Annotated in this window: 24 protein-coding genes; 10 read left to right on the forward strand and 14 right to left on the reverse strand. The window is 58.2% G+C overall.

The features are described 5' to 3' along the window. Window position 1: 1 nt before the first annotated feature. Window positions 2-433 (reverse strand): SufE family protein, encoded by a 432-nt coding sequence (locus tag AKU79_RS06245; protein ID WP_050522681.1) that lies wholly within the window; start codon window positions 431-433, stop codon window positions 2-4. A gap of 147 nt (window positions 434-580) precedes the next feature. Here AKU79_RS06245 and AKU79_RS06250 point away from each other — a divergent pair, with 147 nt between their 5' ends. Then, window positions 581-1,033, forward strand: coding sequence for a hypothetical protein (locus tag AKU79_RS06250; RefSeq protein WP_050522682.1), 453 nt, complete (start codon window positions 581-583; stop codon window positions 1,031-1,033). Between the two features lie 71 nt (window positions 1,034-1,104). On the opposite strand, the gene AKU79_RS06255 is transcribed toward AKU79_RS06250, so the two are convergent. The 10 genes from AKU79_RS06255 to AKU79_RS06300 form a co-directional block, all read right to left on the reverse strand. Beyond that, window positions 1,105-3,795: an ATP-binding protein gene (locus AKU79_RS06255; protein WP_050522683.1), complete on the reverse strand. Its 2,691-nt coding sequence runs from the start codon at window positions 3,793-3,795 to the stop codon at window positions 1,105-1,107. Further along, a complete protein-coding gene (locus AKU79_RS06260) occupies window positions 3,796-4,065 on the reverse strand; it encodes a hypothetical protein (RefSeq protein WP_050522684.1) in 270 nt (89 codons plus the stop codon). Beyond that, the gene (locus AKU79_RS06265) at window positions 4,062-4,451 is read right to left on the reverse strand and encodes a response regulator transcription factor (RefSeq protein WP_050522685.1); all 390 of its coding nucleotides are present in this window, start codon (window positions 4,449-4,451) and stop codon (window positions 4,062-4,064) included. Before AKU79_RS06265 ends, AKU79_RS06260 begins: the two co-directional genes overlap by 4 nt. Before the next feature lie 78 nt (window positions 4,452-4,529). Beyond that, window positions 4,530-5,834 carry a helix-turn-helix transcriptional regulator gene (locus AKU79_RS06270; RefSeq protein ID WP_050522686.1) on the reverse strand — a complete coding sequence of 435 codons (1,305 nt, stop codon included), beginning with the start codon at window positions 5,832-5,834 and terminating at the stop codon, window positions 4,530-4,532. Window positions 5,835-6,014: 180 nt separating this feature from the next. Further along, window positions 6,015-6,998: an ABC transporter substrate-binding protein gene (locus tag AKU79_RS06275; protein WP_050522777.1), complete on the reverse strand. Its 984-nt coding sequence runs from the start codon at window positions 6,996-6,998 to the stop codon at window positions 6,015-6,017. A 24-nt stretch (window positions 6,999-7,022) separates the two neighbouring features. Beyond that, window positions 7,023-7,898 (reverse strand): ABC transporter permease, encoded by an 876-nt coding sequence (locus tag AKU79_RS06280; RefSeq protein ID WP_082223954.1) that lies wholly within the window; start codon window positions 7,896-7,898, stop codon window positions 7,023-7,025. 62 nt (window positions 7,899-7,960) lie between these two features. Continuing rightward, window positions 7,961-8,854 (reverse strand): ABC transporter permease, encoded by an 894-nt coding sequence (locus AKU79_RS06285; RefSeq protein WP_050522687.1) that lies wholly within the window; start codon window positions 8,852-8,854, stop codon window positions 7,961-7,963. Window positions 8,855-8,953: 99 nt separating this feature from the next. Beyond that, on the reverse strand, window positions 8,954-9,736 hold the full coding sequence (locus AKU79_RS06290; RefSeq protein WP_050522688.1) for an ABC transporter ATP-binding protein: 783 nt from the start codon (window positions 9,734-9,736) through the stop codon (window positions 8,954-8,956). Between the two features lie 51 nt (window positions 9,737-9,787). After that, window positions 9,788-11,239, reverse strand: coding sequence for a dihydropyrimidinase (gene hydA, locus AKU79_RS06295; RefSeq protein ID WP_050522689.1), 1,452 nt, complete (start codon window positions 11,237-11,239; stop codon window positions 9,788-9,790). Window positions 11,240-11,339: 100 nt separating this feature from the next. Continuing rightward, complete coding sequence (locus tag AKU79_RS06300) at window positions 11,340-12,590, reverse strand: Zn-dependent hydrolase (protein WP_050522690.1); 1,251 nt, start codon at window positions 12,588-12,590, stop codon at window positions 11,340-11,342. Window positions 12,591-12,714: 124 nt separating this feature from the next. Between AKU79_RS06300 and AKU79_RS06305 the strand changes: the two genes are divergently transcribed. The 6 genes from AKU79_RS06305 to AKU79_RS06330 all read left to right on the forward strand — a co-directional run bounded on the left by AKU79_RS06305 (window position 12,715) and on the right by AKU79_RS06330 (window position 16,166). Continuing rightward, entirely contained in the window at window positions 12,715-13,356 is a 642-nt protein-coding gene (locus AKU79_RS06305; protein WP_050522691.1) for a TetR/AcrR family transcriptional regulator, read from the forward strand. Window positions 13,357-13,480: 124 nt separating this feature from the next. Beyond that, window positions 13,481-13,741, forward strand: a complete 261-nt coding sequence (locus tag AKU79_RS06310; RefSeq protein ID WP_231580106.1) for a PepSY domain-containing protein — start codon at window positions 13,481-13,483, stop codon at window positions 13,739-13,741. Between the two features lie 23 nt (window positions 13,742-13,764). Continuing rightward, window positions 13,765-14,325, forward strand: a complete 561-nt coding sequence (locus AKU79_RS06315; RefSeq protein ID WP_050522692.1) for a cytochrome b/b6 domain-containing protein — start codon at window positions 13,765-13,767, stop codon at window positions 14,323-14,325. Further along, window positions 14,303-14,854, forward strand: coding sequence for a helix-turn-helix transcriptional regulator (locus AKU79_RS06320; protein WP_231580107.1), 552 nt, complete (start codon window positions 14,303-14,305; stop codon window positions 14,852-14,854). Before AKU79_RS06315 ends, AKU79_RS06320 begins: the two co-directional genes overlap by 23 nt. 283 nt (window positions 14,855-15,137) lie before the next feature. After that, on the forward strand, window positions 15,138-15,743 hold the full coding sequence (locus AKU79_RS06325; RefSeq protein ID WP_050522693.1) for a TetR family transcriptional regulator C-terminal domain-containing protein: 606 nt from the start codon (window positions 15,138-15,140) through the stop codon (window positions 15,741-15,743). A 96-nt stretch (window positions 15,744-15,839) separates the two neighbouring features. Then, complete coding sequence (locus AKU79_RS06330; RefSeq protein WP_050522694.1) at window positions 15,840-16,166, forward strand: hypothetical protein; 327 nt, start codon at window positions 15,840-15,842, stop codon at window positions 16,164-16,166. 7 nt (window positions 16,167-16,173) lie between these two features. Here AKU79_RS06330 and preA read toward each other — a convergent pair whose 3' ends face one another. Next, the gene (preA, locus tag AKU79_RS06335) at window positions 16,174-17,475 is read right to left on the reverse strand and encodes an NAD-dependent dihydropyrimidine dehydrogenase subunit PreA (RefSeq protein ID WP_050522695.1); all 1,302 of its coding nucleotides are present in this window, start codon (window positions 17,473-17,475) and stop codon (window positions 16,174-16,176) included. Window positions 17,476-17,499: 24 nt separating this feature from the next. After that, complete coding sequence (locus AKU79_RS06340) at window positions 17,500-18,822, reverse strand: NAD(P)-dependent oxidoreductase (RefSeq protein WP_050522780.1); 1,323 nt, start codon at window positions 18,820-18,822, stop codon at window positions 17,500-17,502. A 218-nt stretch (window positions 18,823-19,040) separates the two neighbouring features. On the opposite strand from AKU79_RS06340, the gene accB reads away from it, so the two are divergent. Genes accB through aat form a run of 3 tightly spaced genes read left to right on the forward strand, consistent with a single transcriptional unit; the run spans window position 19,041 to window position 21,570 of the window. Further along, the gene (gene accB, locus AKU79_RS06345) at window positions 19,041-19,532 is read left to right on the forward strand and encodes an acetyl-CoA carboxylase biotin carboxyl carrier protein (protein ID WP_050522696.1); all 492 of its coding nucleotides are present in this window, start codon (window positions 19,041-19,043) and stop codon (window positions 19,530-19,532) included. 10 nt (window positions 19,533-19,542) lie between these two features. Next, the gene (gene accC, locus AKU79_RS06350; RefSeq protein ID WP_050522697.1) at window positions 19,543-20,895 is read left to right on the forward strand and encodes an acetyl-CoA carboxylase biotin carboxylase subunit; all 1,353 of its coding nucleotides are present in this window, start codon (window positions 19,543-19,545) and stop codon (window positions 20,893-20,895) included. 33 nt (window positions 20,896-20,928) lie between these two features. Then, the gene (aat, locus tag AKU79_RS06355; protein ID WP_050522698.1) at window positions 20,929-21,570 is read left to right on the forward strand and encodes a leucyl/phenylalanyl-tRNA--protein transferase; all 642 of its coding nucleotides are present in this window, start codon (window positions 20,929-20,931) and stop codon (window positions 21,568-21,570) included. Here aat and AKU79_RS06360 read toward each other — a convergent pair. Next, the gene (locus AKU79_RS06360) at window positions 21,534-21,893 is read right to left on the reverse strand and encodes a DUF2155 domain-containing protein (RefSeq protein ID WP_156209506.1); all 360 of its coding nucleotides are present in this window, start codon (window positions 21,891-21,893) and stop codon (window positions 21,534-21,536) included. The two genes, aat and AKU79_RS06360, sit on opposite strands and share 37 nt — an antisense overlap. Window positions 21,894-21,901: the final 8 nt, after the last annotated feature.

Below are 21,901 nucleotides of genomic sequence, written 5' to 3' on the forward strand. Positions count from 1 at the left end.
CTTAGCCGCGCGCCATCTCGGCGGCGGCGGTTTCACGAATACGCTCGACCATCGCCCGCACACCGTTTGACCGTTGCGACGACAAATGCTCATTCAGCCCCAGCCGCGCCAATTCGGCAGGGGCATCGATTTTCAGCACTTCTGTCACAGTTTCCCCCGCATAAAGCGCATGCAATACCGCGATCAGCCCGCGCACGATCATTGCATCGCTTTCGCCCTCAAAGCCGAAAACCGCAGCCGCACCCTGCCCCTCAATCATCGGGCGCAACCACACCTGACTAGCGCAGCCATTCACCTTTAGCGCAGGCACTTTGAACGCGTCAGCCAAAGGCGGCATCTCTTTGCCCAAGGCGATAACATGGCGATACCGCTCTTCCCAATCCTCCAGAAACTCAAAGGTTTCGGCAATTTCTTCAAAGGCGGCGCTCGCCATAACGTCTGCTCCGGTCATAATTTGCCCCAGCGATAGCGCGTTCGGGCCACAAGGTCCAGCATCTGGCACAAATCACAGCAGCAAGTGCTTTTCAAACGCTCCGCTATGGGCTACCCAAGAGACGTAGATTGAACGGGAAAAACTGCAATGAACAAAATGCTGGTCACAGCCCTTTGCGCAACACTGGCCCTTGGGGCCTGCTCGTCTATTGGCAAGTCGCGTCTAAACCCGTTCAATTGGTTCGGCGGGTCCGAAGATGCACCCGTTTCCGCGCCCACGGCAGAGGCAACGGATACACGCGCCCTGGTCGCGCAAGTGACCGATTTGACGCTGGAAAGAATGCCCGGCGGTGTGCTTGTACGCGCCACCGGCCTGCCCCCGACCCAAGGGTATTGGGAGGCAGAGTTGGTCGCACGTCCGATTGAAGACGGCAAAATCACCTATGATTTCCGCGTCTTCCCCCCGATCACGCCAAAACCATCTTCGACGCCCCAATCGCGCGAAGTGATCGTTGCGGCCTATCTGTCGAATATCAAGCTTGAGAGAATTCGCCAGATCACCGTGCAAGGCGCCAGCAACGCCCGCACCACCCGCCGATAAGCCAGCCGAAACCACCACATGGCGCGCTTTCGGCTTTCCGTCGAAAGATCGCCATTTTCGGCGTCAATTGCCTAAGCTTTCGGCTTTTCCAATCGCAACGGCAGTGTAACGCGAAAAGCACCGCCCCATTGCCCCGGCAAGTACGAAATCGTACCGCCCAAGTTCGCCATAACCTCTCGGCAAATCGCCAGCCCAAGCCCCGCCCCGCCGGCCTTGGTCTGATCCGTCAAACGCGCGAATTTTTCAAATATAAGCGATTGTTTATCCTTTGGAATCCCGCTGCCATTGTCAATAAAATCGACAGTCACGCGCCCCCCTTTGCGGCGCACCGAAATGCGCAGCTCGGGTGCATCAGAATCACAATATTTCCGCGCGTTTGAGATAAGGTTAATAAACACCTGCGTCAGCCGGTCGCTGTCGGTGCGCAAAAACACCTCTTCGCCCGGCAAATCCCGATGAATCACAAAGCTGCGCTCAGGCCGCGTATGACTGGCCGATTGCAGCGCCGCATCGATCATGCTGCGCAGGCTGCTCAGATCAAGATTAAGCTGCACCGTCCCGCTTTCCAACACGCTCAAATCCAACAAATCGTCCAGCAACCGCGTCAAGCGCTTGGTTTCCTGATGAATCACCAACCCGTATTTCGTCACCAGTTCCGGCGGCAAATCCCCTTCGGTCAAAATCTCGGAAAACGCCCGGATCGAGGTCATCGGAGTGCGTAATTCATGGCTGATCTGGCTTAGAAACGCGTCTTTCTGCACCGATAATTGCGTCAGCTTGTCGTTAGCATCGCGCAACTGGCGCGCCGAGCGGGTCAGCGCGTCTTGCTGTTCTTCCAGTTTGGCCGAATACTCCATGATCTGCGCCGCCTCATTCGCCACGGCCATAAGATCCTCAACCGAAACCGCCGTCCGCCCCACAATTTGCGAGATCATCGCATGCGCGGTAGCCGCCCCCACAGCGCCTGCAAGCCTGCGTTCCAATTGTTCAATAAACCCGGCCGTAGGGTCGGGCAAATAACCCACTTTCCCCTGCATTACCGCTTGCGCCTCAAAGAACCCAAGCGCTTCGTCATCGCCCAAAATGCGCTGCGCCATCACCAACAAGTCCTCGGCGCCCGCTTCGCCTTGTGCGGTCCAGCCCTGCCCGCCCCCCGGTTCGGCATCAAAGGCATTCACAAAGGCAGCCCCCTGCACCCGTTCAACCGGCGACGGAAAACTGACCAGAGAGCCTGCACAGAATATCAATGTATTCAATGTGATCGACCAAAACAGCGCATGGATCAACGGGTCCATACCTGTCACGCCAAACAAGGCTTGCGGGCGCAACCACGTAATTCCGAACGGCCCCTCGGTCATCACTTGCGCCGACAATGCAGCCTCGGCCCCGAACGAGGGCAAAAACAGCGTATAGCCCCAAATGGCAAAGCCAAAACACAGGCCCAAAACCGCGCCAACCCGCGTTGCCCCGCGCCAAAACAACCCGCCCAGCATGGCAGGCAGAATTTGCGCAACCCCAACGAAGGAAATCAGGCCAATCGACGCCAGTGCTTCCGACCCGCCAGATACCTTGTAATAGGCATAGCCGAGCGCGAGTATCGCCCCAATCGACAGCCGCCGCGACAACAGGATTAACCGCCGCACATCCCCCGGAACCGCCTTGGCCGGCCGCAGCGACAGCCAGAACGGCATAACAATATGGTTCGAAACCATCGTCGCCAGCGCGATTGACGCCACAATAACCATCGATGTCGCGCTGGAAAACCCGCCCAGAAACGCCAACATCGCAAGCCCGCCCTGCCCTTGGGCCAGCGGCAGTGTCAGCACAAACAAATCCGGATTCGCACCCTCGGGCATCAGTTCCAACCCGACGACCGCAATCGGCACCACAAACAGGCTCATGATCATCACATATAGCGGAAAAGCCCAGCTTGCCGTGGCCAGATGCCGCTCATCACTGTTTTCCACGACAAGAACCTGAAACATCCGCGGCAAACAAATCACCGCCGCCGCCGACAGAAAAATCAATCCCGTCCAGCGCGAGGGCTTCATGTGCCAGTTCGCCATCTCGCTGGCATCAATCCGTGCCAAAATATCGCGGGGGCCGTCGGCAATGCCCCAAACCACAAAGCACCCCACAGCAACCAGCGCGACCAGCTTTACCACCGCTTCAACAGCAATCGCCGTCACAACCCCGGTGTGCTGTTCATTCGCATCCAGATTTCGCGTGCCGAACAGAATGGTAAACACGGCCAGACCCGCCGTCACCCAGATAGAGGTCACATCGCCATTCGGCTTGGCCCAACCATCTGTCGTCGCACTGGCAAAAACCCCGAAAGACAGCGTAACCGATTGTAATTGAAGCGCGATATAGGGCGTCGCCGCCATCACGCACATCACGGTTACAATGACGCCCAAAAGGTTAGATTTGCCATATCGACTCGAAATCAAATCGGCGATCGAGGTTACGCGATGCTGCCGCCCGATCCGAACCAGCTTGCGCAGCACCCACCACCAACCGACAAACACAATCGTCGGCCCCAGATAAATCGTCAGAAACTCCAACCCCGACCGCGCCGCATAGCCCACGGCGCCATAAAACGTCCATGCCGTGCAATAAACCGACAGCGACAATGTATAGACCAGCGGCGACCGCAACCACCCCGCCGCCCCGATCTCGGCCCGCCGCTCAACGACAAAGGCCACACAAAACAGGGAAATCACATAGGCAAGCGCTGCAACGACCAGCAGATTGAACGGCATCTACTTTTTGTCCTTTGGGCTGGCTGCATCCACACCGTCAGGCTCGCTCGACAATCGCCGCGCCAAAAGGGCGGCAGAGACAATCAACAGAAACCAAACCACAAACAGGTAAATTCCGTCACTGCCGGTCTGGCGAATATCACTCGCCTCATCCCCCCAAAGCATCGGCAAAATCAGCAAAAATGCCGCCAAAACCGGCAAAATCCGCGCGGCATCACGCAAACGGCGTTGCCGATAGGTTTGCGGTGCCAGAAAAAGCGGCCGCTTCATTCCGCCCCCCGCAATGTAAGCCCGCGGCCAAGGCTGCGCACGGCCGCCAGAATTTCGGCATTGGAAAACGGCTTCGTCATAAACATATCCGCCCCCACCCGCGCCGCCGTTTCGCGGTCACGCCCCTGCCCCTTGGCCGTCAGCATCAGCACCGGCAGATCGGCAAATCCCGCACGTTGCCGCAACTGCCCCAGAATGTCATAGCCGCTTTGGCCCGGCAGCATCACATCCAAAATCAGAATGTCCGGGCGCAAGCTTACCACTTGGGCAACCGCATCCTGACCATCGCCATATGTGCTTACCGAAAAACCGTCACGGCTCAGAATAAAGCGGATCGCCTCCGCGATATTTGGCTCATCCTCAATCAACAGTACATGTAGCCCCATATGTCGCAACCGCCCCCCTCGCCGCGCCTGGCCCTTGGTACAAGTATTACGGGTTCACGCGCCGCTGTCAAAACGCGATTAAGCCGTCTCCGCAATGATCGACGGCTCGCGCCGCGCGACACAGGCCTTGCGCGGGCAAATCCGGCAAGTGCTGCCAACCGGCACCGCAGCCTCCCGCTGCACCTCCTCGGCCGAGCCCATTTTTTCAATCAACATCGCCGCATCACGGACTTCAGGCCCAGCGAAACCGCTTGGATAATCCACCGCGCAATAGGCCCGCAGCATAAAGTGCCACGGCGCAAGCCCCGGCATTTCAACCACGTTTAAAATCGGCTGTGACGGCCGCGACAGTGCCGAATAAAGCGGCCATAGCGGGCAGGCCGTCCCATGGCGTGGCAGCGAAAACCCCTCGACGGGTTTGCGCATGATCAAACCGCCCGCACCATCACACATCACCAAGCCCAGCTTTGACCCTTTTCGAAACGCAAGCCTGCGAAACACCGTCAAAACATCACAGCCAAATGCATGCGCAAGGCGCAACGGGTCGTCGCCATCGCTTCCCAACAAAGCCGCCTCAAATGCCGCCAATGGCAGGCGCCTGGCATCCTCGGCCGCCTGCGCCACCCATTGCCGTGCCAGAACGCGCGCCCCCCCCGAGGCCAGCCCCGCCAGCTCTGCCGCCAAAGCCTCTGGCCCCCCGCCGCCTTCTTCCAACGCCTCAAAATGCCAGTCATGCGCGGCAAGCCAGGATTCCAGCTCCTCTTGCGGCGCTGCCAAGCCCATATCGGCCTCTTGCTCCGATCCGTCCAGATAGGCCACCAAGGCCTCGGCCCCCGCGGCCAGACGCTCGCTATCTGTATGCAAATTGGCATGAAACCGCGCCCGCCACTCCGGCTCGATATCCTCGGTTTCCGCCAGAATGGCCGAAGTAGAGCGCACCGAACTAACCGCCGAAAGCACCTCATGCAGCGCCTGCGACAAATGCGGGTCGTGGCTTATCCGGTCATTCAGCGCCACGACCATGCGTTCCAAATGCCCGATCCTGCGGTATTGCTCTGCCAGCAAATCGGCCCAACCGGGAAAACGCCCCAGCAATTCGTCAATCTTGCCCATCTCCGGCTTTGAGGCCAGCCCCACATTCCCCGCCGCCAGCAAATCCTGCGCCGCCGCCCCTTCGGCCCCTTCGGCCAGCACAGACGCCTCAACCCCAAGAGCGTTGGAAAGCTTGCCCAAAAGCGCACCAGAAATCTTGCGCCGGTTATGTTCGATCAAATTCAGATATGACGCCGAAATACCAACGGCGCGTGCCAGATCGGCCTGCCCGATTCCCGCAGCAAGTCGGCGCTCTCGCACGCGGCTGCCTGTTAGTCCTGTCAACGGCATGCGCCCAACCTCCCCCGATTCAACAAAATTTACACCAATCGTCAGAATTTACAATTCCAGTAAAACCCAAATCATCTATCTCTAAATATCCATATCCGGACGGTTCCGCCAAACCAGCGGCCAAAGAAAAAGGGGGCGCACCATCACAGGCACGCCCCCATCCAGTTTTGTTATATGCCTTTACTTCAACGCTTTATCGGTGATCGCCATCGTATAGGCGCCCTCAGGCGTTTTGGAAATCACAGGGTCCGACCCACCAGCCAACAACGTCGCAACCGTGCGGTCATAATCAGCCAAATCCAACGCACCATTCGATCCGGCGGTCAGCTTGGCAACCTCCGACATCATCCGCTTTTGGTGGCCCTCGGTCTGCGCGCCGGTCTCGTCATTGTCCAGCACGATCATCGCCGCCTCGTCAGTGTTCTCCTCGGCGTATTTCCAACCTTTCATGCTGGCCCGCACAAAGCGCACCATCTTATCCTCAAAGGCTGGGTCGGCCAGATTGGCCTCAAGCGCGTAAAGCCCGTCTTCCAACGTCGCCACACCCTGATCTTCATATTTGAACGTCACCAGATCATCGGCCGAAATGCCGGCATCGATGACCTGCCAATATTCATTATAGGTCATGGTCGAAATACAGGCTGCCTGCTTTTGCAACAGCGGATCGACGTTGAAGCCCTGCTTCAACACCTCCACCCCGTCCGCGCCACCGGTTGTCGGAATGCCCAAAGTTCCCATCCAGCTCAGGAATGGATATTCGTTGCCATAGAACCAAACGCCCAGCGTTTTGCCTTTGAAATCTTCAGGCGTCTTGATGCCGGTTTCCTTCAAACAGGTCAGCATCATGCCCGAGTGTTTAAACGGCTGTGCAATGTTCACCACCGGCGCGCCTTGCTCACGTGCGGCCAGCGCCGATGGCATCCAATCCACCATCACATCCGCGCCACCGCCCATCAATACCTGCACCGGCGCCACATCCGGCCCACCTGGCTTGATAGTCACGTTCAGGCCCTCATCCTTGTAATAGCCCTTTTCCAGCGCCACATAATAGCCCGCAAACTGCGCCTGCGTGACCCATTTCAATTGCAAGGTCACGTCATCTTCGGCTTGCGCTGCCCCCGCCAAAGCAAACGCCGCCAAAGCCCCTGTCAGAATCTTTTTCATCATCCGTCTCCCATGTTGGGCCGATTACCGGCCTCTCTGTGAAGGGTGCCAGAACGTCACCCCTTTTTCTATCATCGCCACGACACCGTAAAACGCCGATCCCGCCACGGCTGCCACCGCAATCTCGGACCAAACCATATCAAGGCCAAGCCTCCCGACCTCGGTACTGATGCGAAACCCCATGCCTTGCGTCGGACTGCCGAAAAATTCAGCAACAATCGCGCCAATCATCGCCAAAGTGGTCGCAATTTTAAGCCCGTTAAACATGAATGGCATCGCCGCTGGCAGACGCAGCTTGAACAGGCCTTGCCAATAGCTTGCCGAATATGTCGCCATCAAATCGCGCTGCATCGCATCTGTCGCCCGCAGCCCCGCGACGGTGTTTACCAGCATCGGGAAAAAAACCATCACCACGACCACCGCCGCCTTGGATTGCCAGTCAAACCCGAACCACATCACCAAAATCGGCGCAATTCCGACAATCGGCAACGCGGCAATGAAATTGCCCACCGGCAACAACCCGCGCTGCAAAAACAGTGACCGGTCTACCGCAATCGCCGTCAGAACCGCAGCGCTACAACCCATCACATAGCCGCTTAACGCGCCTTTCACGAAGGTCTGCACAAAATCGGCCCAAAGCACATCAAGACTGCTACCAAACCGCGCGGCTATCGCCAACGGCCCCGGCAAAATCACCGAAGGCACAGCAAACATATCCACCACCAGCTGCCACAAGGCCAACACCGTCAGCCCAAAAATCACCGGCACCAGCCGCATCGCCCAACGGCCGCCAATCAGCGACAAACCATGGTTCAAGACCCAAGCCCCCAACCAGACCCCCAGCAAAATCGATACCCGCACATCCCAGGCCAACAGTGCCACAACACCGCCGGTCAGCATCAACAGCGCGTCCAACCCGAACAGCCAATCCGTCCAACGCCGCGTCACATCCGCCGATCCGCTCATGCCGCCATCCCCATCCGCGCCAGCACCCGCGATTGCACTAGGCCCACAACCCCTACCATGCCCGCAGCCAGCAATGACGCCACCACCAGCGTCGCCCAAATCTGTATCGTCTGCCCGTAATAAGATCCGGCCAACAGCCGCGTCCCCAAACCGGCCCCACCCAAAGGCAGCTCGGCCACAATCGTCCCGACAAAAGACGCCGCAACCCCCACTTTAAGCGACGCAAACAAATACGGCATCGAGGCCGGCAACCGCAGCTTCCACAAGCCCTGCGCCGCACTGGCATTATAGGTCCGCAACAAATCCAACTGCATCCCGTCAGGGCTGCGCAACCCTTTCACCATGCCCACAACCACCGGGAAAAAGCTCAAATACGCTGCAATAATTGCCTTAGGCACCAAGCCTGCCACCCCGACCGAGTTCAAAACCACAATGATCATCGGCGCAATCGCCACAATCGGAATGGTCTGGCTGGCAATCGCCCAAGGCATCACAGACGCATCCATCGCGCGGTTATGCACAATCCCCACCGCCAGCAAAATCCCAAAGCCCGAACCAATCACAAACCCCAACATCGTCGCTGACAAAGTGACCCAAGCATGCAGTACCAGCCCACGGTTCGACAGGCTTCCCGACTGCACAATCCCGCGCCGCCCCGCAACTTCCTCGCCCCAAGTCAGCTTCCAAAACTCCGCCACCACCTGATGCGGCGCAGGCAAAACCGGCCGCTCTTGGTGCATCGCTTTCGGCACAATCTCCGCCCAACCAATCTCAGATCCCGCCCGCGCCGCTTGGTCCCGCTCCCACTGCGCATTCATCCCGACAGCCGCAGCATACCAAAGCGCCACAATCACCCCAACCACCACCAAAACCGGCGCAAAGGACTTCATGCTCCCCCCGCTTTCTGTTCGGCACAAATATCCTCAAGGGGGGAATTGGCGGTCACGCCAAGGGGGGACAGAATGTCCCCCGCAAGCGCAGTCAATAGATCAATCATCATAGGAATGCCCCGCCCGCAAACCATCGCGCACCCGATGCGCGACTGCAATAAACTCGGGGCTGTCACGAATATCCAGCGGACGCTCGCGCGGCAAAGGGCTCTCGATCACATCCGCAATCCGCCCGGGCCGCGGGCTCATCACCACGATCTTGGTGCTCAGATATACCGCCTCAGGGATCGAATGCGTCACAAACGCTATCGTCTTCTCTGTCCGCGCCCATAGCGCCAGCAACTGCTCATTCAGATGGTCGCGTACAATTTCATCCAGCGCGCCAAAAGGCTCATCCATCAGCAAAATATCGGCATCAAAGGCCAGCGCCCGCGCAATGCTTGCCCGCTGCTGCATCCCCCCCGATAACTGCCACGGGTACTTCTTGCCAAATCCCTTCAGGTCCACCAGTTCCAGAACCCGCTCCACCCGCTCGGCCTGCTCTTGTTTGGAAAACCCCATAATCTCCAACGGCAAACGGATATTCCCGCCGATCGTCCGCCAAGGGTAAAGCCCCGCCGCCTGAAACACATAGCCATAGGCCCGCGCCTGCCTTGCCGCCTCGGCGCTCATCCCGTTCACGGTCAGGCTACCCTCGGTCGGGGTTTCCAGCGCCGCCATACAGCGCAAAAACGTGGTCTTGCCGCAGCCCGACGGCCCGATAAAAGAGACAAAATCCCCTTTCTCAATCACCAAATCCACGCCCTTTAGTGCGTGCACCGGCCCGTCACCCGTCTGAAACGTCAGCCCGACGCCTTTTGCTTCAATCACCGTATCCGGCATAAACTGCTCTTCTCTCTACACAAATCCCTCAACCTTGCTCGCCCAGTCCCATCAAACCCCGCTCGCCGGAATGCCCGAACGCTGCACCGGCCGCGGCGCTGTCAACTCTTTCCAAGTGCTCAAGGCCCGGTTCACCGCCCCGTTCGGCTCACGCGCAACAAATTCCCCATGGCCTTCCTGTGTGCGGATCTCGCCATCATGCACAGCCACATGGCCGCGCGTCAGCGTAAACCGCGGCAAGCCTTTCACTGCTTTGCCCTCAAACACATTGTAATCAATGGATGATTGCTGCGTATCCGCGCCAATCACTTTTTCCTTCAACGGGTCCCATACCACCAGATCGGCATCTGCCCCAACTGCCACAGCGCCCTTCTTCGGATACATCCCGAAAATCTTGGCAACATTGGTCGAGGTAACGGCCACAAACTCGTTCATCGTAATCCGGCCCGTGTTCACCCCATAGGTCCACAGCATCGGCATCCGGTCCTCAAGCCCGCCCGTGCCGTTCGGTATCTTGGTAAAATCCCCAACGCCAAAACGCTTCTGCGCAGTGGTAAAGGCACAATGATCGGTCGCCACAACCGAAAGCGACCCCGCCGAAAGCCCCGCCCACAAACTATCCTGATGCGCCTTGTTGCGGAATGGGGGCGACATCACACGCCGCGCCGCGTGGTCCCAGTCGGGGTTGAAATACTCGGATTCGTCCAGCGTCAAATGCTGGATCAACGGCTCGCCCCACACCCGCTTGCCCGCCTGACGCGCTCGGCGAATGGCCTCATGACTATCCTCACAAGACGTGTGCACCACATAGAGCGGCGCCCCCGCCATATCAGCAATCATAATCGCACGGTTGGTGGCCTCACCCTCGACCTGCGGCGGGCGACTATAGGCATGCGCTTCTGGCCCCGTGTTCCCCTCCGCCAACAACTTCGCCGACAATTCCGCCACCACATCGCCATTCTCGGCATGCACCATGGCAAGCGCCCCTAAATCGCGCACACGCTGGAAACTGGAATACAGCTCGTCATCATTCACCATCAACGCGCCCTTATAGGCGAGGAAATGCTTGAAGCTGGTAATCCCCTTATCCACGACTTTCGCCATGTCATCAAAAACCTTCTCACCCCACCACGTAATCGCCATATGGTAAGAATAGTCGCAATTCGCGCGGCCCGACTTGTTGTGCCACATATCCAGCGCATCCAGCAAACCCTGCCCCGGTGCCGGTAGGGCAAAATCAATCACCATTGTCGTACCACCCGCCAGCGCCGCCCGCGTGCCGCTCTCGAAATCATCCGACGAATAAGTCCCCATGAACGGCATTTCCAAATGCGTATGCGGGTCAATTCCGCCGGGCATCACATAACAGCCCGTCGCATCCAAAACCTCATCGCCTGACAAACCCGGCCCGATCGCTGCGATCTTGCCGCCCTCGATCAACACATCCGCCTTATAGGTCAGATCATGCGTCACAACTGTGCCATTCTTGATAACCGTGCTCATCTCGCCATCTCCCTGCAAGGGCCCGCGCCCCCATCATCTATCCAAAAATATCCTCCGAGGGGGTCCGGGGGAGGCAGACAGCCTCCCCCGGCGGCCAGCCTCACGCGACCACGCCGGCCACTTCCAGAACCGTGTGGAACATCACATCTGTCCCCGCCGCTGCCCACTCCGGGCTTATCTCCTCAGCCTCATTATGGCTCAAACCATCGACACATGGGCACATAATCATCACCGTCGGCGCCACGCGGTTAATCCAACACGCATCATGCCCCGCGCCGGAAATAATATCCATATGGCTATAGCCCAAACGCTCGGCCGAGGCGCGGACCACGTCCACCAAACCCGCATCAAAAGTCACAGGGTCAAAATGCCCGACATCCTCAATCTCGATCCCCAGCCCCAGCTCCAGCGCCACAGCCCGCGCCGCCCGTTCAACTTCGGCCTTCATCGCATCCAGCTTGCCTTGATCGGGTGATCGAATATCCACCGTAAACACTGCCTTGCCCGGAATAACGTTGCGGCTGTTGGGGTAAACATTCGCATGCCCCACCGCGCCCACCGCGCCGGGCTGATGGCTCATCGCGATCCGGTGCACGGCTTCGGTAATCCGCGCCATGCCCAATCCGGCATTCACTCGCATATTCATCGGGGTAGAGCCGGTATGCGCATCCTTACCCGTAAGCGTAATCTGCAACCACCACAGCCCCTGCCCATGGGTCACAACCCCGACATCGCGCCCCTCAGCCTCGAGAATTGGCCCCTGCTCGATATGCAACTCGATCATCGCATGCATCTTGCGGCTGCCCACGGCCTCATCGCCAACCCAACCAATCCGCGCCAACTCATCGCCAAAGGCCTTGCCCTCGGCATCGCGGCGCGCATAGGCCCAGTCTTGGGTGTGCATCCCCGCAAACACGCCGCTCGCCAGCATCGCAGGGGCAAAGCGCGTACCTTCCTCATTGGTCCAGTTGGTCACGACGATCGGATGCTTGGTCTTGATCCCCGCATCGTTCATGCTGCGCACCACCTCTAGCGCGCCCAAAACGCCCAAAACCCCGTCATATTTGCCACCCGTCGGCTGCGTGTCCAAATGGCTGCCCATATAAACCGGCAGCGCATCGGCATCCTCACCCGCACGCGTGGCAAACATCGTGCCCATCGTGTCAACGCCCATCGTCATGCCCGCCGCCTTGCACCACTCGGCAAACAGCGCGCGCCCTTTGGCATCATCATCGGTCAAGGTCTGGCGGTTATTCCCCCCCGCCACACCCGGCCCGATTTTCGCCATCTCCATCAAACTGTCCCACAGCCGCGCCTCATTAATCCTCAGATTTTCACCCGGTGCCGCCATTTCAATCTCCCTGCTGGCTGTCGGGGCGCGATACCCCTTGCCGCGAGTCTCCCCGCCGCCCTATGCTTTCCCCATAGCGCAACACAACCTGACCAATCGGTCAAGAAAATTCAGCACCCCAAGCATGGCCCACGCCCCCCGTCCTTCAAAACGCACCGAGACCCGTCAGGAAATTGAGCGGCTGATCCTTTCTGCGGCGGAAAAAGTATTCGCCAATGCCGGTTTCAAAGGTGCAACAATGCAGTTGATCGCCGATGCGGCCGGCTTGCCAAAGGCCAACCTCCATTACTATTTCACCACCAAAGAAGACCTCTATCGCCGCGTGGTTCAGGATATCTTTGAAATCTGGCTCCACGCTGCCGACAGCTTTGATACCGCCCCCGATGCGGCGACCGCTATCGGCGCTTATATCGACGCCAAAATGGAAATATCGCGCCGCCACCCTGACGGCTCCAAGGTTTGGGCGACCGAGGTGATGCACGGCGCGCCGGTGATTCAGGACTATCTCGAATCAACCCTGCGTGATTGGACCGACGGCCGCATCAAAGTTATCCGGAACTGGATCGACACAGGCCAGATCGCCCCGATCGACCCGCGCCATCTGCTCTATATGGTCTGGGCCACCACCCAACACTACGCCGATTTCGGCCATCAGATTGAAACGCTGAACGCAGGCCAACCCTTGTCAGATGCGGATTGGCACACCGCCAAGGCCGCGATCAAATCCATTATCCTGCGCGGAATAGGCGCCGCCGGTTCGGCGTAAAACCGCCATAAACTTTCGGCCTAAAGCCCGCGCATAACCCATCGCGCAATGGCCAGACCTGTCTTGTTTTCGTTAGCACCACTGCAGCCCCGACATCGGGTTGGGTGCATAACAACAGGATAACATGATGAAAAAGCTTCTCCTCACCGCCCTTCTGTCCACACTCGCAGCCCCCGTTCTGGCCGAACCCGCCTGCACCATGCCCGATGCGCCCAAACCGGTTTGGGAATCGCTCAAGGCGTTTGAAGACGAAGGCGGCAAAGTCATCGCCTTCAAAATCAATGACGGTGCTTGCTATGAAATCTACGGCTCATTGAACGACACCAATATGGAAGTGTTCTACGACCCGAATACCGGCGAAGAACTCGACCGTATCAACCAGTAACCCAAACCAGCAGGAGGCGTATCATGCAGACGACAAGCACAGCCAACTCTGGCAAAACCATCCCTGTTTGGGATCTCGGGGTGCGCCTCTTTCACTGGTCTTTGGTGACCATGGTCGTAGGGGCCTATTTTACCGGCGACTTCCGCCAGCTTCACCGCAGCCTCGGCTATGTCGTGATCGGATTGCTGGTGTTTCGGCTGGTCTGGGGGCTGATCGGGCCGCATCACGCCCGCTTTGCCAGTTTCATTCCCGGCCCAAAGCGCCTGATAACCTATATCGCCGCCATTCTGACAGCCAAGGAAAAGCGCTACCTTGGGCATAACCCCGCCGGTGCTGCGATGATTGTCGCGTTGTTAATGACACTCGCGGCGATTGGCGCGACGGGCTATATGATGGGAATGAATCGCTATTTTGGCCAAACATGGGTGGAAACCACGCATAAGACCCTTGTTGACGCGTTGGTTATCCTCGTGGGCTTGCATTTGGGCGGTGTCATTCTTGCCAGTTACCGCCATTCTGAAAACCTCGTTAAAGCAATGATTACCGGCAGAAAGCCTGTTGATGACCCGACCAGACACCTCTAACTTCGACCAACTGTCAGTCCGACGCATGTTGTTCTTATGCGCCGCAGCTTTGCAAATCATCTGCTGCCTGATTTTCGTCGTCGATGTTAGCATGGATTTGCACGATCTCAACTTCCATGCTTTGTTTGAGGCTGTTGCGGTGATTGGCCTGGCGATTGGCGCAACCCTTACCCTGCGCGAATATCGCAACCTGCTGCACCGCAATACTAAGGTTGAACGCGAACTCGGCGTAGCCTCTGGCGCGTTTCAAGAGGTGATAAACGAGCATTTCCGCCGCTGGGGCCTGACAGCGGCCGAAAGCGATGTCGCGCTGTTTTTGATCAAAGGCCTGTCCGTTGCAGACATCGCCGCCTTGCGGCACACCCGCGACGGCACGATCAAGGCGCAATCTGCCTCGATCTACCGCAAAGCCGGCGTCTCCAGCCGGTCCGAACTGATCTCGGTCATGGTTGAAGAACTGATCAATGGCCTTAGCGCCCCAAACAACGCCCAGCCCAACAACACCACACAGCCGCAAAGCGCAGGTTAAACGAACCTTATCAACCGATCATGCGTGTTCCTCACATTGTACTTCCCCCCTTCCTGGCACTGATTGGCAAATTAGCCTCGTCTTTCTTCCGCCTCTGATTTCCAGAATTGCCTATCCGCGTTAAGGGCAGGTTAATTTTACAGGGGCAATCATTGGACATCACCGCAGTATTTTCTGAATCGCTTGCCGCGCCCACACCCCGCATTGCGTTTGACCCCCCTTACAACTCGGGCTAATATCACCCTCCCGCCGGGCAGAAACCGGCCCTTTCGCAGGACCACATATGAGCCGCCCGCAAACACGAATTCAGCAAAAGAATTCGACAACCATCCTCGATGCAGCGCTGGACGTTTTTTCCGCCAACGGTTTCCGCGGCGCGACCCTTGACCAAATCGCCGAGGTTGCGGGTCTGTCCAAGCCCAATTTGCTCTATTATTTCCCCTCCAAAGAGGCGATGCACCTCGCCCTTCTCAGCCAGCTTTTAACCACCTGGCTTGATCCTTTGCGCGCGATGAACCCGTCGGGCGACCCCTTGGTCGAGATCATGACCTATGTCCGCAAAAAGCTGGAGATCAGCCAGAAATTCCCCCGCGAAAGCCGCCTTTTCGCCAACGAAGTTCTGCACGGCGCGCCGCATCTGCGGGCGGCGATCGAAGGCGAGTTGAAAGAGCTGGTTGATGAAAAGACCGTCGTTTTGCAAGAATGGATGGATGCCGGCAAAATTGCCGCCCTTCCACCGGTTCACCTGATCTTCTCAATCTGGGCCCTGACCCAGCATTACGCCGATTTTGACGTTCAGGTACGCGCTGTACTCGGCCCCGATCATGACCCCTTTGCCGAAGCCGAGGCCTTTCTCGAAATTCTGTTCCGGCGGCTGCTAACGGTATAAATTCACTAAAATTCTGGGCATTTCGGGCAGGAAATGCTGCACGAAATTTGCTACGCTGTGCTTAGGCGGGGGCCTCACCGGAAACGGATAGCACAGATGGAATTCCCAACTTCAACGCGCCTCTCGGTGCCGCAACCAACTGCAATTGACCTGCAAAAACCGGTCGGCTCACTCGCCGAAAACTCGGTCCTTCCTGCACCGCTCAGTGTGGATGAGGCCCGCAAAGCGGCCGAAACCGCGATGGAGCCGCGCGAAAAAACCGCGATTATCCGGGCCCTTCTTGCAAACCCTCCCGCGTCGGCCGAGGCCTTAAGCCTCGCCACCCAAATCGCCGCCCAGTCGCAAACGGCGCAAGCCGGGTACAGCACCGCCCGTGAAACCATCGGGCCGGCGGTGCTGCCAGTCAACAAAACCCAGACCTGAGCGGCGCTTATTCAGCAGCCGCCACGCTGGGGTTGTTAGGATGCGTCGTCCAATTGGCATAGTCGCCAACCTTTTTGCCTGTCCGCGCATCAACCGCGCCTTTTGGCAATTCTTCCATCGTGATGCAGCCTTCCACAGGGCAGACGTTGACGCACAGGTTACAGGCAACGCATTCGTCGTCCATCACCTCAAATACCCGATCCTCGCTCATCGAGATCGCCTGATGGCTGGTATCTTCACAGGCCGCATAGCAGCGCCCGCAAGAAATACAGGCATCTTGGTCAATCTTGGCCTTTGACACCGCATTCAGGTTCAAGAACTGCCAATCCGTCACATTCGGCACCGCACGGCCAACCAACTCGGCTGTCGAAACCATCCCCTTTTCATCCATATATTGCGACAGGCCCGAGATCATTTCCTGAACGATCTTGAAACCATAGGTCATCGCCGCCGTGCAAACCTGCACATTGCCCGCGCCAAGCGCCATAAACTCGGCCGCATCGCGCCATGTCGTAACCCCGCCAATCCCCGAAATCGGCAAGCCCCGCGTTTCCATGCTGCGCGCAATCTCGGCCACCATATTCAGCGCAATCGGCTTTACCGCCGGCCCGCAATAGCCACCATGCGTGCCCTTGCCATCAATCATCGGCTCGGGTGCAAAACTGTCCAGGTTTACCGAGGTGATCGAGTTGATCGTGTTAATCAACGACACCGCATCCGCCCCGCCGCGTTTTGCCGCCTCGGCAGGTTTGCGAATATCGGAAATATTCGGCGTCAATTTCACGATACAGGGCATCCGCGAATGCTGCTTTACCCAGCGCGTTACCATCTCGATATATTCCGGCACCTGCCCTACGGCCGATCCCATACCACGTTCGGCCATGCCATGCGGGCAACCAAAGTTAAGCTCTACGCCATCCGCCTCCGTATCCTCGATCCGCTTTAAAATATCCTTCCACGACTCTTCATCGCAGGGAACCATCAAAGAAATGATTAATGCGCGGTCTTTATAATCGCGTTTTACAGATTTTATTTCCCGCAGGTTCACCTCTAGCGGCCGGTCGGTGATCAACTCGATGTTGTTCAGCCCCAGCAAGCGCCGGTCAGCCCCCCAAACGGCGCCATAGCGCGGGCCGTTCACGTTCACCACGGGCGGCCCTTCGGACCCGAGCGTTTTCCAAACCACCCCGCCCCAGCCCGCCTCAAACGCGCGGCGCACGTTGTATTCCTTATCCGTCGGCGGCGCCGAGGCCAGCCAGAACGGGTTGGGGGATTTGATACCGATGAAATTCGTTGTCAGATCTGCCATTTGAAAATCTCCGTAGGGTGCGCTTCAGCGCACCGCCCCCATCAAATTGATATGAATAGCCTCTGCTGCGTCGCGCCCTTCGGCCACGGCGGTCACGGTCAAATCCTCACCGCCTTGCGCGCAATCGCCTCCGGCCCAAACACGCGCCAATGGTTGCACATCCAGCTTTGGCCCCGCCATACCCTCGGGCGCAACCAGCGTTTGCCCGATCGCCTTAAACACCTGATCGGCCGCCAGCGTGAACGTATCATCCAACAGCTTCAGCCCCTCCGGACCATCCTGCGTATAGGCAAACTCGACAGCCGAGACCTTGCCACCTTTGCCGATCACCTCAACCGGTGCGGCGTTGCAAATGATCCGCACGCCCACCTGTTGCGCATGGTCTTGCTCATGCACGCTCGCGCTCATCTTTTCCTGGCCACGCCGGTACACGATTGTCACGTTTTGCGCGCCCAGCAGCCGCGACTGCACAGCCGCATCCACCGCCGTCATCCCGCCGCCAATCACCACCACGTCGCGGCCAATCGCCAGCTTTGCCTTATCCGGCTGCTGGCGCAACTCGGCAATGAAATCAACAGCATCACGCACACCGGCGATATCTTCTCCGGCCGCCCGCAGCGCGTTCACGCCACCCAGACCAATGCCCAAAAACACCGCATCATACTCGGCCCGCAAACCGTCCAGCGTCACATCGCGGCCCAGCTCAACGCCTGTCTGCACTGTAATCCCGCCGATTTTCAGCAGCCACTCAACCTCGGCCTGCGCAAAATCATGCGGTGCTTTATAGCTTGCAATACCGTATTCATTCAGCCCCCCCGGCTTTTCGCGCCGGTCCATCATCACCACATCGTGGCCGTGCAAGGCCAAGCGATGCGCCGCCGCCAGACCCGCTGGCCCCGCACCAACCACCGCCACCCGCTTGCCTGTAGGGGCCGCACGCGTGAACGGATGCACCCCTGCCGCCATCACGCGGTCCGTCGCAAAGCGCTGCAAGCGGCCAATTTCTACCGGCTTGCCTTCGGCCACTTCGCGCACACAAACCTCTTCGCACAGCTGCTCGGTCGGGCATACCCGTGCACACATGCCGCCCAGAATGTTCTGATCCCAAATGGTTTTCGCAGCCGCTTCGGGGGTTCCCGTCGCGATCTGGCGAATGAACAAAGGAATGTCGATACTGGTCGGACAGGCCGTCATACAGGGCGCATCATGGCAAAAATAACAGCGATCGGCCGCCACATGCGCCTCATGCCCATCCAGAACCGGCTCCAGATCATCAAAGTTATGGGCATAGGCTTCGGCGACAAGCCGACCTGAGACTATTCCGGGTGTCAGCGGGGTGTTGGACAAGATTTGGCCCTCCGATGGCTGTGATTTAAAAAATGCTGCCACAGGTCAATTATTTTATCAAACGGTAAATTTTGAAACTTCATTTTTTCTCAAACCCGCACAGCTGCAACTCGTGCTTTTCACCAATGCTTCCCTAGCGTATAAAGCCCGCACATCATGCGGGGCGGGCAAGTCAAAATTTGCCGAAAACACCCGAAAACCCGATATTCGAGGACGGTATGAGCAAACATTCGACTGACGCAGACGTAGCCTTCATCAAGGCACTGGCCGAGATTCTGAACACCAATGAATTGACCGAAATCTCGGTAAAACGCGATTATGCCGAGGATGACAGCCTTGATGTACGCGTTGTAAAACAGGCAACTGTCGTCACCATGGCACAGTCTGCAGCCCCGATGATGGCACCTGCCGCCATGCCCGCCGCCGGCGCAGTTGCCGCCGCCGCTGCCGCGACCAACGAAGATCCAGCCCAACACCCCGGCGCGCTGACATCGCCTATGGTTGGCACGGCCTATCTGGCCGCCGAACCGGGCGCAAAGCCGTTCGTCGCAGTTGGTGACAAAGTTGCCGAAGGCGACACTGTGCTTATTATTGAGGCAATGAAAACCATGAACCACATCCACGCCACGCGCGCGGGTACGGTGAAACGAATCCTGTTCGAAGATGGCAGCCCGGTCGAATATGGCGCCCCCTTGATGATCATCGAATAAGGGGCACACCATGTTTGACAAGATCCTGATCGCCAACCGAGGGGAAATTGCCCTTCGCGTCATCCGCGCCTGCCGCGAAATGGGGATCGCCTCTGTCGCCGTGCATTCCACCGCCGATAGTGACGCCATGCATGTGCGCATGGCCGACGAGTCGATCTGCATCGGCCCGGCCTCTTCGACCGACAGCTATCTGAACAAAGCCGCGATCATCTCGGCTTGTGAGATTACGGGCGCGCAAGCGGTCCACCCCGGCTATGGCTTTCTGTCGGAAAACGAATCCTTTGCGCAGGCGCTCGAAGATCACGACATCACCTTTATCGGCCCCTCGGCGGAACATATCCGCATCATGGGCGATAAAATTACCGCCAAAGAAACCGCCAAGGCTTTGGGCATTCCCGTTGTTCCGGGTTCGGAAGGCGGCGTTGCCAGCTATGAAGATGCGATTGGTGTGGCCGAAGGTATCGGCTTTCCGGTTATCATCAAGGCGACTGCCGGCGGCGGCGGGCGCGGTATGAAAGTGGCCAAAAACGCCAAGGAACTTGAAGTCGCCTTCCGCACCGCGCGCAGCGAGTCTAAAGCCGCCTTTGGCAATGACGAAGTTTATATCGAAAAATACCTGCAAAAGCCGCGCCACATCGAAATTCAGGTGTTCGGCGATGGCAAAGGCAATGCGGTGCATTTGGGCGAGCGTGACTGCTCGTTGCAGCGCCGTCACCAAAAGGTGTTTGAAGAGGCCCCCGGCCCCGCGATCACCACCGAACTGCGTGCCAAAATCGGCAAGATCTGCGCTGAAGCCGTTGCCAAAATTAACTATATCGGCGCAGGCACGGTCGAATTTCTGTATGAGGATGGCGAGTTTTTCTTTATCGAGATGAACACGCGTTTGCAGGTTGAACACCCGGTGACCGAGGCCATCTTTGGCGTCGATCTGGTGCGCGAACAAATCCGCGTTGCCGCCGGTTTGGGCATGTCATTCACCCAAGACGATCTGGAAATCAACGGCCACGCCATTGAGGTGCGGATCAACGCCGAAAAGCTGCCGAATTTCGCACCTTGCCCCGGCAAAGTGCGCACATTCCACGCGCCGGGCGGTCTTGGCGTGCGGATGGATTCGGCGCTTTATGGCGGCTATTCTATCCCGCCCTATTACGACAGCCTTATCGGCAAGCTGATCGTCCACGGCCGTGACCGGCCCGAAGCTTTGGCCCGCCTGCGCCGCGCCTTGGGCGAGCTGATTATCGACGGGGTTGATACCACCGTGCCGCTGTTCCACGCGCTTTTGGCCGAACCAGATGTGCAAACCGGTGATTACAACATCCACTGGCTGGAAAAATGGCTCGATGCCCAGCTTGGCCAGCATTAACGCATTGGGGGGCCGAAACGCCCCCCTTTTTCCATGACAGCCCCCGTAACCCCCCAGCTTTTGCTTTCCGCCTATGCCGCCGGTGTGTTTCCGATGGCCGAAAGCAGCACATCCACGGAAATGCACTGGGTAGACCCAAGCCGCCGCGGCATATTCGAGCTGGAAAATTTCCATATTTCACGCAGCCTTTCGCAAAGCATCGCGCGCTGCAAATACCGCATTCGCGTGAACCATGACTTTGCCGCCACTGTTGCCGCCTGCGCCGACCGTCAAGAAACCTGGATCAACGACGAGATTTTTACGCTATACCAAGCGCTGCACACCGCAGGCTTTGCCCATAGCCTAGAGGTTTGGGATGGGCCCGATCTGGTCGGCGGCGTGTATGGCGTCACGCTCGGCGGCGCGTTTTTTGGCGAGAGCATGTTTTCGCGCCGCACCGATGCCTCAAAAATCGCACTGGCTTGGTTGGTGCATCGCTTGCGGGCGGGTGGGTTTTCGTTATTTGACACCCAATTCATCACGCCACATCTGGCCTCACTCGGCGCGATCGAGATTTCCCGGAATGACTATCACAGGCGGCTGCACGCAGCGTTGCAGCAATCGGCAAGCTTTACGCCCCCAGATTACGCGCCGACGCCTCAGTTGGTCAGACAGCGCAAAATCCACACATCATAACGCGGATGGTCCATCGCAGAAAGCGCAGGGCTGCTGGCGATCATCCACCCGACGAAAGCGGGCTTGTCCATCAGCGAATCCAAAATCGTCAAATGCGCATAGGCCTCGGTCGGGCTGTCCTCTGACGGATAGCGGCACTCGTCCAGTTGAATTGACAACCGCCCGTTGCGCGCCGATTGCCCCCGCCCCAGCTCAATATCGCCAGTCTCGCCCGAGACTTTATCCAGCCACCGCACCACACCGCCCGGCGCACTGACAGCCGTTTGCGATTGGGCCGCTGTCGCGCAAAGCGCGGCCAGTAAAACTGCGGTAACCCTAATCATGTTTCTCT

The sequence above is a fragment of the Pseudorhodobacter wandonensis genome (assembly GCF_001202035.1).
GTDB lineage: Bacteria > Pseudomonadota > Alphaproteobacteria > Rhodobacterales > Rhodobacteraceae > Pseudorhodobacter > Pseudorhodobacter wandonensis.

Bases quoted from the DNA above. Each gene is read 5' to 3' on its own strand.
- AKU79_RS06285 (WP_050522687.1), bottom strand. From the start codon at position 8,854: ATGAAGTCCTTTGCGCCGGTTTTGGTGGTGGTTGGGGTGATTGTGGCG.
- AKU79_RS06325 (WP_050522693.1), top strand. From the start codon at position 15,138: ATGAGCCGCCCGCAAACACGAATTCAGCAAAAGAATTCGACAACCATC.
- AKU79_RS06245 (WP_050522681.1), bottom strand. From the start codon at position 433: ATGGCGAGCGCCGCCTTTGAAGAAATTGCCGAAACCTTTGAGTTTCTG.
- AKU79_RS06315 (WP_050522692.1), top strand. From the start codon at position 13,765: ATGCAGACGACAAGCACAGCCAACTCTGGCAAAACCATCCCTGTTTGG.
- AKU79_RS06300 (WP_050522690.1), bottom strand. From the start codon at position 12,590: ATGGCGGCACCGGGTGAAAATCTGAGGATTAATGAGGCGCGGCTGTGG.
- AKU79_RS06255 (WP_050522683.1), bottom strand. From the start codon at position 3,795: ATGCCGTTCAATCTGCTGGTCGTTGCAGCGCTTGCCTATGTGATTTCC.
- AKU79_RS06275 (WP_050522777.1), bottom strand. From the start codon at position 6,998: ATGAAAAAGATTCTGACAGGGGCTTTGGCGGCGTTTGCTTTGGCGGGG.
- AKU79_RS06270 (WP_050522686.1), bottom strand. From the start codon at position 5,834: ATGCCGTTGACAGGACTAACAGGCAGCCGCGTGCGAGAGCGCCGACTT.
- accC (WP_050522697.1), top strand. From the start codon at position 19,543: ATGTTTGACAAGATCCTGATCGCCAACCGAGGGGAAATTGCCCTTCGC.
- AKU79_RS06290 (WP_050522688.1), bottom strand. From the start codon at position 9,736: ATGCCGGATACGGTGATTGAAGCAAAAGGCGTCGGGCTGACGTTTCAG.
- preA (WP_050522695.1), bottom strand. From the start codon at position 17,475: ATGGCAGATCTGACAACGAATTTCATCGGTATCAAATCCCCCAACCCG.
- AKU79_RS06280 (WP_082223954.1), bottom strand. From the start codon at position 7,898: ATGCTGACCGGCGGTGTTGTGGCACTGTTGGCCTGGGATGTGCGGGTA.
- AKU79_RS06265 (WP_050522685.1), bottom strand. From the start codon at position 4,451: ATGGGGCTACATGTACTGTTGATTGAGGATGAGCCAAATATCGCGGAG.
- aat (WP_050522698.1), top strand. From the start codon at position 20,929: ATGACAGCCCCCGTAACCCCCCAGCTTTTGCTTTCCGCCTATGCCGCC.
- AKU79_RS06330 (WP_050522694.1), top strand. From the start codon at position 15,840: ATGGAATTCCCAACTTCAACGCGCCTCTCGGTGCCGCAACCAACTGCA.
- hydA (WP_050522689.1), bottom strand. From the start codon at position 11,239: ATGAGCACGGTTATCAAGAATGGCACAGTTGTGACGCATGATCTGACC.
- AKU79_RS06305 (WP_050522691.1), top strand. From the start codon at position 12,715: ATGGCCCACGCCCCCCGTCCTTCAAAACGCACCGAGACCCGTCAGGAA.
- AKU79_RS06310 (WP_231580106.1), top strand. From the start codon at position 13,481: ATGATGAAAAAGCTTCTCCTCACCGCCCTTCTGTCCACACTCGCAGCC.
- accB (WP_050522696.1), top strand. From the start codon at position 19,041: ATGAGCAAACATTCGACTGACGCAGACGTAGCCTTCATCAAGGCACTG.
- AKU79_RS06250 (WP_050522682.1), top strand. From the start codon at position 581: ATGAACAAAATGCTGGTCACAGCCCTTTGCGCAACACTGGCCCTTGGG.
- AKU79_RS06260 (WP_050522684.1), bottom strand. From the start codon at position 4,065: ATGAAGCGGCCGCTTTTTCTGGCACCGCAAACCTATCGGCAACGCCGT.
- AKU79_RS06320 (WP_231580107.1), top strand. From the start codon at position 14,303: ATGACCCGACCAGACACCTCTAACTTCGACCAACTGTCAGTCCGACGC.
- AKU79_RS06360 (WP_156209506.1), bottom strand. From the start codon at position 21,893: ATGATTAGGGTTACCGCAGTTTTACTGGCCGCGCTTTGCGCGACAGCG.